General features: G+C 71.7%; 15 protein-coding genes. 14 read left to right on the top strand and 1 reads right to left on the bottom strand.

Features of this window, described 5'->3' with window-relative positions; all coding sequences use genetic code 11:
* Positions 1–593: 593 nt before the first annotated feature.
* Complete coding sequence (locus tag GUY61_RS05865; RefSeq protein WP_166628976.1) at positions 594–1,421, bottom strand: class I SAM-dependent methyltransferase; 828 nt, start codon at positions 1,419–1,421, stop codon at positions 594–596.
* A 561-nt stretch (positions 1,422–1,982) separates the two neighbouring features.
* Between GUY61_RS05865 and GUY61_RS05860 the strand changes: the two genes are divergently transcribed.
* From GUY61_RS05860 to GUY61_RS05795, 14 genes are all read left to right on the top strand, one after another.
* Positions 1,983–2,582 (top strand): hypothetical protein, encoded by a 600-nt coding sequence (locus GUY61_RS05860; protein ID WP_166628975.1) that lies wholly within the window; start codon positions 1,983–1,985, stop codon positions 2,580–2,582.
* A gap of 155 nt (positions 2,583–2,737) precedes the next feature.
* A complete protein-coding gene (gene rpsP, locus GUY61_RS05855; protein ID WP_166628974.1) occupies positions 2,738–3,175 on the top strand; it encodes a 30S ribosomal protein S16 in 438 nt (145 codons plus the stop codon).
* A gap of 2 nt (positions 3,176–3,177) precedes the next feature.
* Entirely contained in the window at positions 3,178–3,417 is a 240-nt protein-coding gene (locus GUY61_RS05850) for an RNA-binding protein (protein WP_166628973.1), read from the top strand.
* Between the two features lie 134 nt (positions 3,418–3,551).
* Complete coding sequence (gene rimM / locus GUY61_RS05845) at positions 3,552–4,106, top strand: ribosome maturation factor RimM (RefSeq protein ID WP_166628972.1); 555 nt, start codon at positions 3,552–3,554, stop codon at positions 4,104–4,106.
* Positions 4,106–4,927 (top strand): tRNA (guanosine(37)-N1)-methyltransferase TrmD, encoded by an 822-nt coding sequence (trmD, locus tag GUY61_RS05840; RefSeq protein WP_166628971.1) that lies wholly within the window; start codon positions 4,106–4,108, stop codon positions 4,925–4,927. Before rimM ends, trmD begins: the two co-directional genes overlap by 1 nt.
* Positions 4,928–5,066: 139 nt before the next feature.
* The gene (rplS, locus tag GUY61_RS05835) at positions 5,067–5,417 is read left to right on the top strand and encodes a 50S ribosomal protein L19 (RefSeq protein ID WP_166628970.1); all 351 of its coding nucleotides are present in this window, start codon (positions 5,067–5,069) and stop codon (positions 5,415–5,417) included.
* Between the two features lie 57 nt (positions 5,418–5,474).
* Entirely contained in the window at positions 5,475–6,206 is a 732-nt protein-coding gene (lepB, locus tag GUY61_RS05830) for a signal peptidase I (protein WP_166628969.1), read from the top strand.
* The gene (gene lepB / locus GUY61_RS05825; RefSeq protein WP_166628994.1) at positions 6,199–7,230 is read left to right on the top strand and encodes a signal peptidase I; all 1,032 of its coding nucleotides are present in this window, start codon (positions 6,199–6,201) and stop codon (positions 7,228–7,230) included. Before lepB (GUY61_RS05830) ends, lepB (GUY61_RS05825) begins: the two co-directional genes overlap by 8 nt.
* Positions 7,172–8,104, top strand: a complete 933-nt coding sequence (lepB, locus tag GUY61_RS05820; RefSeq protein WP_166628968.1) for a signal peptidase I — start codon at positions 7,172–7,174, stop codon at positions 8,102–8,104. Before lepB (GUY61_RS05825) ends, lepB (GUY61_RS05820) begins: the two co-directional genes overlap by 59 nt.
* A gap of 95 nt (positions 8,105–8,199) precedes the next feature.
* On the top strand, positions 8,200–8,949 hold the full coding sequence (lepB, locus tag GUY61_RS05815) for a signal peptidase I (RefSeq protein WP_166628967.1): 750 nt from the start codon (positions 8,200–8,202) through the stop codon (positions 8,947–8,949).
* Positions 8,936–9,472: an NUDIX hydrolase gene (locus GUY61_RS05810; protein WP_166628966.1), complete on the top strand. Its 537-nt coding sequence runs from the start codon at positions 8,936–8,938 to the stop codon at positions 9,470–9,472. Before lepB (GUY61_RS05815) ends, GUY61_RS05810 begins: the two co-directional genes overlap by 14 nt.
* A 54-nt stretch (positions 9,473–9,526) precedes the next feature.
* On the top strand, positions 9,527–9,835 hold the full coding sequence (locus GUY61_RS05805) for a DUF2469 domain-containing protein (protein WP_056791138.1): 309 nt from the start codon (positions 9,527–9,529) through the stop codon (positions 9,833–9,835).
* Between the two features lie 208 nt (positions 9,836–10,043).
* On the top strand, positions 10,044–10,403 hold the full coding sequence (locus tag GUY61_RS05800; protein ID WP_166628965.1) for a YraN family protein: 360 nt from the start codon (positions 10,044–10,046) through the stop codon (positions 10,401–10,403).
* Between the two features lies 1 nt (position 10,404).
* On the top strand, positions 10,405–12,036 hold the full coding sequence (locus GUY61_RS05795) for a YifB family Mg chelatase-like AAA ATPase (protein ID WP_166628964.1): 1,632 nt from the start codon (positions 10,405–10,407) through the stop codon (positions 12,034–12,036).
* The last annotated feature ends 77 nt before the right edge of the window (positions 12,037–12,113 follow it).

The raw sequence follows: 12,113 nt of genomic DNA, 5'->3' as shown, positions 1-12,113 counted from the left end.
CGCGGGGCCGGGTTCCGGGCGCCCGCTTCCGGGCGCCCGCTTCCGGTCCCCGGCCGGTCCGGTTCGCTCCGGTTCGCGCCCGACGGCGCAGGTCTGGCCGGCCGTGCCGCTGGCTCTGCCGGTGAGTGTGACCGGCGGCTCGGGGGAACTGCCGTCGAAGGTGCCGTGCCGGCCCGTGCGTCCGGCGGAGGAAACCGACGGTGATCACGGCGCGTGCACCACGGCCGTCGCGGCGTCGAGAGCGAGGGGATGCCGACGCAGCCGTCCCCGGCCGCCGGCCTCGCCGGTCCGGGTTCGTTCCCGCCGGTCCGGCGATCTCCGGGGCGGCCTCCCGGCCAGCCGCCCGCGGAACCGAGTACGACCGCGGAGCCGGGCCGGACCGGGCCGGGACCTGTCGCTGCGGCATTCCGCGGGGCGCCGCGCGCCGGACCGGCTTTCCCAGCAGCACCGATCCGGCGGACCGCAGGGCTTGTTCGTCCGGGGCTTGCGGCCCTGACCCCCTCGGCGTGCGGGAAATGATGATGCCGGGTGGTGACGGGCTTCCGGGCGCGGGGACGGGCACCGCACGCCGGGAACGGGTGCGACGGGCGCCGTCAGGGGACGCGGGCTATGAGGTACCGGAAGACGTTGGGCATCCACACCGTTCCGTCGCGCCGCACATGCGGGTGCAGGGCCTCGGCGACCTCCTTCTCCACCTGCGCGGTGTCCGTCGCGCGGATCGCCGCGTCGAACAGCCCCGTCGACAGCAGCCCGCGGACCGCGCTGTCCCGGTCCGCGTAGCCGAACGGGCAGGCGACCCGCCCCGAGCCGTCCGGCTTCAGGCCGGCGTGGGCCGCCACCTCCTCCAGGTCGTCGCGGCGAGTGGGCCGCCAGTCCTCGGCGAGCCGCGCCGCGATCCTCAGTACGCCCGAGGTCGCACAGCGCTCCGGCGGGCCCCAGCCGGCCAGCACCACCGCGCTGCCGCGCTCGGCCGCCGTCACCGCCTCGGCCAGTTCCGGCCGCAGGCCGTCCGCGTCCCCCGCCGCGCAGCCGATGGGGGAGAACGCCGTCACCAGATTGAACGCGGGCCCCGCCGGGTCCGCGGCCTGCGCCGGGCCGCCGTTCAGCAGCCGCCGCGCGGCGCCGCCGGAGTCCGATTCCTCCAGCAGTCTCGTCCGGGCGAGCGCGAGTCTCGGCTGGTCGCCGTCCACACCCGTGACCGCCGCGCCGCGCGTCGCCGCCATCAGCAGGGCGAGTCCCGATCCGCAGTCCAGTCCGAGCAGCCGGACACCCGGTCCGACCTCGAGCCGCTCGTACACGGCCTCGTACAGCGGCACCAGCATCCGTTCCTGGATCTCGACCCAGTCACGGTCCCGCGCACGCCGGTCCGCGGACGGCGCCGAAGCCGGCGCCGAGTGGTGTGGCACGAGCGTTCGTGTCATCTAAAGCGCCTCTTTCCGCCGAGAGGTGAGATCTGCCCCGGTCAAGCGCCCCCCGTGTTCGTGTGCGCACAACAGCCCCCTCGGTCCAGGGAACTGCGCATCCGTCCCGACGTCCAGAGGTCACACCCGCACGGCTTTCGCGCCCCCGTCGTGCGCCCCCGGCGCGGTCGTTGCCGCCCGTCGGCGCGCTCGCCGGGTGGAGGAGTCCGTACGGGGGCCGCCGGGGCCGGTGCCGGGAACCGGAGACGAACCCGGTAACGTCGCAGCCGTCCCCGGGCCCGTTTCCGGGCCCGCCGGGAAACGGGTCGGCCGCACGCCGGGGGAGACGGGCCGCGCCCCGGGTGTCCCGGACGGCGACCGGAGCCCCGGAACGAGTGCTTCGGCTACGCGCCGACGCGTAACCGCCACTACATACCGGCTTGGTGGGAGCTGCGAGGGTTCTCCGCAGATCTGCGCACCCGCTATCGTCTGGAAAGATGAGAGAGAACTGACTGGTACGTGCAAATTATTTGAGATGCCCCGGAATAGGAACACGGCGGCACTCCGGCTCGTTCTCACGACGTGAGCACGACACCACCTGTTCTCGCCGCAGAGCTGGCGCTCGCGTGGGCCGATATTCAGCGGTACCACCCGGAGTTGCCGGATCTTGCCGCGCCCGAGTCCCTGATCGGAGAGTCCTCGTCGGCCTGCGGCCACGAACTCTCCTTCGAACGGCTGCTGCATGAAGCAGTCCATGGCATTGCCGCCGCCCGGGGTGTCCGCGACACCTCGCGCGCCGGCCGGTACCACAACCGCAGATTCCTCGCGATCGCCGAGGAACTGGGCCTCGACCACCCCGAGGAACCGCATCCCAGCAGCGGTTTCTCACTGGTCACGCTCAGTTCGGAGGCGAAACGCCGCTACCGCCCGACCATCGACCGGCTGCAGCGCGCCGTGAAGGCGCACACCGCCGCGACCTCCTCCGACACCGCGCGCAGTTTCCGCGGGCCCGCCGCCAGGCACGGCTCCTCGGGGGGCGGCGTGCGGGTGAAGGCGGTCTGCGACTGCGGCCGCAACGTCCGCGTCGTCCCCTCCGTTCTCGCTCAGGCGCCGATCGTCTGCGGCGGCTGCGGAAAGCCCTTCCGCATCCCCGATCAGGAACCGGTGGGCGCGGCGAGCTGACCCGGAGCGGTGTGGCACAATGGCTAGCTGTACTCGACAGCCGCACAGGACCCCTCTCTCCTCCGGCTGACGCGTCCATCGGGCCATCGGGTACCGCAACCCCACGCGGCATCTCGCTGTGCCCAACCACGTCAAGACCAGGAGACACCACTTCCGTGGCAGTCAAGATCAAGCTGAAGCGTCTGGGCAAGATCCGTTCGCCTCACTACCGCATCGTCGTCGCCGACTCCCGTACCCGCCGTGACGGCCGGGCCATCGAGGAGATCGGTCTGTACCACCCGACGTACAACCCGTCGCGTATCGAGGTCGACGCCGAGCGTGTCGCGTACTGGCTGAGTGTCGGCGCCCAGCCGACCGAGCCCGTGCTCGCCATCCTTAAGAAGACCGGCGACTGGCAGAAGTACAAGGGCGAGCCCGCCCCGGCCCCGCTGCTCGTCGCCGAGCCGAAGGACAAGCGCGCCGCGTTCGAGGCCTTCACCAAGGCGTTCGAGGGCGACGAGCCCAAGGGTGAGGCCATCACCCCGAAGGCGAAGAAGTCCGACAAGAAGGCGGACTCGGCCGAGGCCGAGACCACCGAGTCGACCGAGGCCTGAGCATGCTCGAGGAGGCTCTCGAGCACCTCGTGAAGGGCATCGTCGATTTCCCCGACGATGTGCAGGTGGCCTCGCGCAACCTGCGCCGCGGGCGGGTGCTCGAGGTCCGGGTACACCCCGAGGACCTCGGAAAGGTGATCGGCCGCAACGGCCGCACCGCACGCGCCCTGCGTACCGTCGTGGGCGCCATCGGCGGCCGTGGCATCCGTGTCGACCTCGTCGACGTGGACCAGGTCCGCTGACCCGCTGATCGGTACCGATCAGCGCTGATGTACGCAGCACCGGCACGGGCCGGGGAGGGCTACGGCCTTTCCCGGCCCGTTGTCGTCCACGCCTTGCGAAGCAATGCCGCAGGCACCCGACAGGAGTAGTGAACGTGCAGCTCGTAGTCGCGCGGATCGGCCGCGCCCACGGCATCAAGGGCGAGGTCACCGTCGAAGTACGCACCGACGAGCCGGAGCTCAGGCTGGCGCCCGGCGCCGTGCTCGCCACCGACCCGGCCTCCGCCGGGCCGCTGACCATCGAGACCGGACGTGTGCACAGCGGCCGGCTGCTGCTGCGCTTCGAGGGCGTGCGCGACCGCACCGGCGCCGAGGCCCTGCGCAACACTCTGCTGATCGCGGAGATCGACCCCGAGGAGACCCCGGAGGACCCCGAGGAGTACTACGACCACCAGCTGGTCGACCTCGACGTGGTGACGGCCGACGGCGAGGAGGTCGGCCGGATCAAGGAGATCAGCCACCTCCCCTACCAGGACCTTCTCGTCGTGGAACGGCCGGACGGCAGCGAGGTCCTGATCCCCTTCGTGCGGCAGATCGTCCCCGAGATCGACCTCGAGCAGCAGCGCGCGGTGGTCTCCCCGCCGCCCGGCCTCCTCGACGACCGCGCCGTCACCGCGCCCGGCGGGGACTTTGGGGCTGGTACGGACTGATGCGGCTCGACGTCGTCACGATCTTCCCCGAGTACCTGGAACCCCTGAACGTCTCCCTCGTCGGCAAGGCCAGGGCCCGCGGGCAACTAGGGGTGCACATCCACGACCTGCGCCACTGGACGTACGACCGGCACAACACGGTCGACGACACGCCCTACGGTGGCGGCCCCGGCATGGTCATGAAGACCGAGCCCTGGGGCGAGGCCCTCGACCAGGTGCTCGCCGACGGCTACGAGTCCGGGGCGTCGGGGCCGGTCCTGGTGGTGCCCACCCCCAGCGGCCGCCCCTTCACCCAGGAACTCGCCGTCGAACTGTCCGAGCGGCCCTGGCTGGTCTTCACCCCTGCCCGCTACGAGGGCATCGACCGCCGGGTCGTCGACGAATACGCGACCCGGATACCCGTTTTCGAGGTGTCCATCGGCGACTACGTCCTGGCCGGCGGTGAGGCCGCGGTCCTGGTGATCACCGAGGCCGTGGCCCGGCTGCTGCCCGGCGTCCTGGGCAATGCCGAGTCGCACCGCGACGACTCCTTCGCCCCCGGCGAGATGGCCAATCTCCTGGAGGGCCCCGTCTACACCAAGCCGCCCCGGTGGCGCGGGCGTGGCATCCCCGAAGTCCTGCTCAGCGGCCACCACGGCCGCATCGCCCGCTGGCGCAGGGACGAGGCGTTCCGCCGTACGACGCTCAACAGGCCCGACCTCATCGAGCGTTGCGACCCGGAGGTCTTCGACCGGCACGACCGCGCGATCCTCGCGGAACTCGGCTGGCGGGAACTGCCCGACGGCCGATTTGGGCGGCCGGGCAGGGCCGTGGAAGAATAGGCCGCTGCTGTGTGCGCGTCCGCCGTGCGCCCCTGCCACAGGGGGAACGACGCCCGGCCGCCGCGGCAGCAGCACTCCGGACTCTCATCCACAATGTTCCGCTGATGACCTGTGGCATCAGTGAAGAAAGCAGAAGATCATGGCCAGCCTGCTCGACACCGTCGACGCCGCGTCGCTGCGCAGCGACGTCCCCGCCTTCCGCCCGGGCGACACCGTCAACGTGCACGTCCGCGTCATCGAGGGCAACCGCTCCCGTATCCAGCAGTTCAAGGGCGTTGTCATCCGCCGGCAGGGCTCGGGTGTCCGCGAGACCTTCACCGTCCGCAAGGTCTCCTTCTCCGTCGGCGTCGAGCGCACCTTCCCGGTGCACAGCCCGATCTTCGAGAAGATCGAGCTCGTCACCCGCGGTGACGTCCGCCGCGCCAAGCTGTACTACCTCCGTGAGCTGCGCGGCAAGGCTGCGAAGATCAAGGAGAAGCGCGAGAACTGAGGTCGGGGAACCGGTGTCCCGTCCGGCCGCACAGACGGCCGGTTAGGCTCGGACCCGATGGACACCGAAGCACGACCCGACGAACGGCTCACGGAGCGCGACCGCTCGTCCGGACCCGGTACCGCCGACCAGGCTGGTTCCGGGCAGGACGGGCGGTCGCGCTCCGCGCGTGCGTTCCGGGACGCCCCGCCGTGCCGCCGGGCGGGCATCCGCCGGGCCGGGATCCTTTCGGCCTGCTGCCTCGTTGTACTCCTGCCGGCCGACATCTTCGTGGCGCAGCCCTTCGAGATCCCCAGCAGCTCCATGGAACCAACGCTGCGCCCCGGGGACCGGGTGCTGGTCAACAAGTTGGCGTACCGTTTTGATGCTGAGCCGCGGCGCGGCGACGTGGTCGTCTTCGACGGCACGGAGTACTTCTCCGGCTCGGGCGACTACGTCAAGCGGGTCGTGGGCGTCGGGGGCGACCGGGTTGTCTGCTGCGACAGGCGGGGGAGGGTGCAGGTGAACGGGACGGCGGTCGAGGAACCGTATCTCCACCCGGGCGACACGCCCTCGGACGTGTCCTTCGACGTGGTCGTGCCGGAAGGCACCCTCTGGCTGATGGGCGACCACCGTTCCAGGTCGAGCGACTCCCGCGACCGGCTGGGCTCGCCCGGTGGCGGCATGGTCCCCGTGGAGCGAGTCGTCGGCCGGGTGGAAGGGATCGCCTGGCCACCGGCCCGCTGGTCCCCCGTGGACACCACCGATGCCTTCGAGGGCGTACGAGATCCGGCCGGTGCCCATGGGTAACCGAGGACGCCCGCCGGGAAGCCACCGCTCCGACACCCGCCTGCCTACCGGGACCCGGCCCACCCAGGGCCCCGTTCTCCCCGGACGCGCCGACCGCCGCAAGCTGGCCCGCAAGGTCAAGCGCCGCCGGCAGCGCACGGCGGTGAAGGAGATACCGATCCTGATCACGGTCGCCCTGCTGATCGCCCTGGTCCTGAAGACCTTCCTCGTGCAGGCCTTCGTGATCCCCTCGGGCTCGATGGAGCAGACGATCCAGATCGGCGACCGCGTGCTGGTCGACAAGCTCACGCCGTGGTTCGGCTCCGAGCCGCAGCGCGGCGACGTCGTGGTCTTCAAGGACCCCGGTGGCTGGCTGGCCGACGAGCAGAACACCCAGGTGACCGAGGACCCGGTGGTCGTCAAGCAGGTCAAGGAGGCACTGACCTTCATCGGACTGCTGCCCTCGGAGGACGAGCAGGATCTGATCAAGCGCGTCGTCGCGGTCGGCGGCGACACCGTGAAGTGCTGCGACGCCCAGGGCCGGGTCACCGTCAACGGCGTCGCCATCAACGAGCCGTACGTCAACCCCGGTGACGCGCCCTCGCAGATCAAGTTCGAGGTGACGGTGCCCCGGGGGCGCTACTTCGTCATGGGCGACCACCGCGGGAACTCGGCGGACTCCCGCTTCCACCTCGACGACGGGGTCAGCGGCACCGTCTCCCAGACCGGCATCGTCGGCCGGGCCGTGGTGATCGCCTGGCCGTTCGACCACTGGAGCGGCCTGCAGGAGGAGGAGACCTACTCCTCCGTGCCCGATCCGCGTGCCGAGTCGACGACGGCGACCGGCGCTTCGCATAGTGTGTCTCCTCAGGATCTCAACGGAATGGTCCGGCTCCCGAGCCCTGCGGAACTCCCGCTCGTTATGGGAGTGGTGGGCCTGCGCCGAGTGCGGCGCAGGCGGCAGCGGCACAGAGTGAGGAGTGGATGTGGGGGATTTGGCGGTCGGCGCACGAACCGGACACGAGGAGCCCGAGGACAGGCCTGAGGGCACCGCCTCCTCCGGAACCCCCGGCGCGTCCTCCGGGTCCGCGGGCGCCGCGGGCTCCCCGGACACCCCGGATTCCTCCGAGGACGGACCCGAGGGCGGCAAGGGGTCCAAGAAGCAGCGTTCCTTCTGGAAGGAGCTGCCGATCCTCATCGGTATCGCGCTGCTCCTCGCCCTGCTGATCAAGACCTTCCTGGTGCAGGCCTTCTCGATCCCCTCGGACTCGATGCAGAACACCCTCCAGCAGGGTGACCGGGTCCTCGTCGACAAGCTCACGCCCTGGTTCGGTTCCGAGCCCGAGCGGGGCGAGGTCGTCGTCTTCCACGACCCGGACCACTGGCTGACGGGCCCTGCGGCCGAGCAGAACGCCGTCCAGACCTTCCTCTCCTGGATCGGCCTGATGCCCTCGTCCGAGGACAAGGACCTGATCAAGCGGGTCATCGGGGTCGGCGGCGACACGGTGGAGTGCAAGGGCACCGGACCGGTCAAGGTCAACGGCAAGGCGCTCGACGAGCCCTATGTCTTCCCCGGCAACACGCCGTGCACCGCCACCGACGCCGAGGGGCAGTTCAAGATCAAGGTTCCCGAGGGTCACATCTGGGTGATGGGCGACCACCGGCAGAACTCGCTGGACTCGCGCTACCACCAGGACGAGAAGGGCGGCGGCGCGGTGCCCGTGGACCAGGTCGTGGGCCGTGCCATCGTCAAGGCCTGGCCGATCGACCGCTGGGGCACCCTGCCGGTCCCGGAGACCTTCGACCAGAAGGGCCTGGACGCGGCCCCCGCCGCGATCGCCCCTTACACGCCGGCAGCGCTGGGCCTCGCGGGAGCGGTCCCGCTGGTGTTGTGGCGCAGGCGACGGCCGACCCGCTGACCCGGGGGCGTACCGCCGGGTAGGGTGCGATCCCGGATGCCGTCCCGGGCCGCCCGCCCGGGACCGCGGGTCTCGCGATCGCAGGGAGCGCCAAGGTGAGCGGAACGGTACGACGGACGTCGGACGACCACGGCAGCAGGCTCGGCAACGTGCTGTCGGGCATAGCCGTGGCCGTCGGCTGCGTGCTCTTCCTCGGCGGCTTCGCGTGGGGCGCGATGCTCTACCTGCCCTACACCGTGCCGACGGACTCCATGTCGCCGACCGTCCCCGCCGGGGACCGGGTGCTGGCCGAACGGATCGACGGCAGCGAGGTCCGGCGCGGCGACGTCGTCGTCTTCGAGGAAAAGATCTGGGGCAACGTGCCCATGGTCAAGAGGGTCGTCGGCGTCGGCGGCGACACCGTGGCCTGCTGCGACGCCGAGGACCGCCTGACCGTCAACGGCGAACCCGTCGAGGAACCGTATCTGCGGGGCGAAAAGGCGTCGTACACCGACTTCAGCACCGAAGTGGCCAAGGACAAGCTGTTCCTGCTGGGCGACGAGCGGCGCACCTCCGTGGACTCGCGCAGCCACCTCCAGGACGCGGGACAGGGCACCGTGCCGCTGTCGGCGGTCAGAGCCCGGGTGGAGGGTATCGCCTGGCCCGCGGGGCACTGGGGCATCCTGGAGCGTCCCGCCGGCTTCGCGGAACTCCCCGGCGGAATCTCCGTCCAGGGGCCGCTGAAACTGATCGTCTGGTCGGTGGTCGCCGGGGCGGCGCTGATCCTGGGCGGCGCGGCGTACGGGCCGGTCGCCAAGCTGGCCGGGAGGCGGCGCGGGAAGGACCGGTCCGTTGCCGTCGCCTGAGCCGCCCGGAACGCGGGGCGAACTGCGCAGAGTGGCCAGGGTCGTACTGCTCGACCAGCACGACCGCATTCTGCTCCTGCACGGCCACGAGCCGGACGATCCCGCGGACGACTGGTGGTTCACCCCGGGCGGCGGCCTTGAGGGCCGGGAGAGCCGCGAGGAGGCCGCACTGCGCGAGCTGGCCGAGGAGACGGGGATCACCGATGTGCGGCTCGGCCCGGTGCTGTGGCGCCGGGTGTGCTCGTTCCCCTTCGCCGGGCGGCGCTGGGACCAGGACGAGTGGTACTTCCTGGCGCGTACGACTTCCTCGGTCACCGGTCCCGGGAGCGCCGGTATGGTCTTCGGCGACGGCCTGACGGAGCTCGAGCGGCGCAGCGTGGCCGGGCTGCGTTGGTGGACCTGCGGGGAACTGTCCTCGGCGCATGAGACGGTGTACCCGACCAGACTCGCCGGGCTGATGCGCACGCTGCTCGACGAGGGCCCTCCGAGTGCGCCCGTCGATCTGGACACCGAAATCGTCTAGGGCCGGCGTGGCTGACGCACAATGGGGGGACGCACGGCTGAAGGGGAACATGCCATGAGCGCCGAGGACCTCGAAAAGTACGAGACCGAGATGGAGCTGAAGCTCTACCGGGAGTACCGGGACGTCGTCGGCCTGTTCAAGTTCGTGATCGAGACCGAACGCCGGTTCTACCTCACCAACGACTACGAGATGCAGGTGCACTCCGTCCAGGGCGAGGTCTTCTTCGAGGTGTCGATGGCCGACGCCTGGGTGTGGGACATGTACCGGCCGGCGCGCTTCGTCAAGCAGGTACGGGTGCTGACCTTCAAGGACGTGAACATCGAGGAGCTCAACAAGAGCGACCTCGAACTTCCGGGCAGCTGACCCGTCCGCCGGTCCGCCTGGTCCGGCCTGTCCGGTCCGGTTCCGCCCGGCCGGTCCGGTTCCGCCCGTAGAGCCGTCCCCGCGGGCGGTCGGCGCGCCCTGCCCTCACCCGTACGGGTGGCCCGGTTATCCACAACCTCCGGGGTTGTCCACCAAGATCCACAAGCGCGGAGAGCCTGCCTCACAGTCGGTGCCGGAGGTGGTACCGATGAACGCACGAGGTGCGTTGGGCCGCTACGGCGAGGGTCTCGCCGCTCGGCGGCTCACCGAGTCAGGCCTGCGGATCGTGGAGCGGAACTGGCGGTGCAGGCACGGCGAGATCGACATCCTCGCGGCCGAGGGTGACGCGCTCGTCGTCTGCGAGGTCAAGACGCGCCGGGCCGGTGCGTACGAACACCCGATGGAGGCCGTCGGCCCGCGCAAGGCGCAGCGGCTGCGGAGCCTGGCCGAGCACTGGCTGGCCGGCCACGGCGGACCGCCGCCCGGCGGCGTCCGCATCGACCTGGTCGGCGTGCTGCTGCCCAGACGGGGCGCGCCCGTGGTCCAGCATGTGCGGGGGGTGGCCTGAGATGGGCTTCGCCCGTACGTGTTCGGTGACGCTGGTCGGCGTCGAGGGCGTGGTCGTGGAGGTCCAGGCCGGCCTGGAGCCCGGCGTGGCCGCGTTCACCCTGGTAGGCCTGCCCGACAAGAGCCTGGTCGAGAGCCGCGACCGGGTCCGCGCCGCCGTCGTGAACTCGGGCGCCGACTGGCCGCAGAAGAAGCTCACGGTGGGCCTCAGCCCCGCCTCGGTGCCCAAGAGCGGCAGCGGCTTCGACCTGGCCATCGCGTGCTCCGTCCTCGCCGCGGCCGAGCGCATCGACCCTCGCGCGATCTCCGATCTGGTGATGATCGGAGAGTTGGGTCTCAACGGCCGCATCCATCCGGTGCGGGGCATCCTCCCCGCGGTTCTGGCCGCCGCCGAGGCGGGCTACGAGCAGGTCGTCGTCCCGGAACGCACGGCGGCGGAGGCTTCCCTGGTGCCGGGCATCGCCGTGCTGGGCGTGCGCAGCCTGCGGCAGCTGATCGCGGTGCTCGGCGACGAACCGGTTCCCCAGGAGGACGAGGAGACGGAGGAAGGCCGGCCGGATCCGGTGCTGGCCGGTCTCGTGGTGCCGGGCGCGGGGGTCGGCACGGGCCTGGCCTCGGGATCCGCCGCGTGGGGGGAGGGCCACCTGCCCGACCTGGCCGACGTGGCGGGCCAGCCGGCGGCCAGGACCGCGCTCGAGGTCGCCGCGGCCGGTGGCCACCACCTGTTCCTCCAGGGCCCGCCGGGGGCGGGCAAGACGATGCTCGCCGAACGGCTGCCCGGGATCCTGCCACCGCTGACCCGGCAGGAGTCGGTCGAGGTCACCGCCGTCCACTCGGTCGCGGGTATCCTGCCGCCGGGCAAGCCGCTCGTGGACACCCCGCCCTACTGCGCGCCGCACCACTCGGCGACCATGCAGTCCCTGGTCGGCGGCGGCAACGGACTGCCGAGGCCGGGCGCCGTCTCACTGGCCCACCGGGGCGTGCTCTTCCTGGACGAGGCACCCGAATTCAGCGGACGGGCGCTCGACGCCCTGCGCCAGCCACTGGAGTCCGGATACGTCGTGGTGGCCCGGGCGGCGGGCGTCGTCAGACTGCCGGCGGCGTTCCAGATGGTCCTGGCCGCCAATCCGTGCCCGTGCGGCCGGCACACCCGGGCCGCCGACGGGTGCGACTGCCCGCCCTCGGTGGTGCGCCGCTACCAGGCACGGCTGTCCGGCCCCCTGCTGGACCGGGTCGACCTCCGTGTGGAGGTCGAGGCGGTCACCCGCTCGCAGCTCACGGGGGTGGCGGGCCGGGGCGAGGCCTCGGCCGCCGTCGCGGCGCGCGTCCGTGAGGCACGGCAGCGGGCCGCGGCCCGCCTCGCGGGCACGCCGTGGACGAACAACGGCGAGGTCCCCGGCCATGAGCTGCGCACGAGGTGGCCGATCGGCCCCGGAGGCCTGGCGGTCGCGGAGCGGGATCTGGAGCGCGGCCTCCTGACCGCGCGCGGACTGGACCGCGTGCTGCGTGTCGCCTGGACCGTGGCCGACCTCGCGGGCCGCGAGCGGCCCGGCATGGCGGAGGTCGCGCTGGCGCTGCAACTGCGCACGGGGGTGGCCCGGGGCGTGCCGATGGCGCTGAAGGAGGCGGGGTGACGGCCGCGGACGGGGAACGGCTCGCGCGGGCCGCGCTGACCCGGGTGATCGAGCCCGGTGACGAGACGTGCGGGAGG

It is taken from the genome of Streptomyces sp. GC420 (assembly GCF_009916105.1).
Taxonomy (GTDB): Bacteria; Actinomycetota; Actinomycetes; order Streptomycetales; family Streptomycetaceae; genus Streptomyces.
Note: the sequence above shows the minus strand (reverse complement) of the source record. Positions and strands in the feature narration are given on the sequence as shown.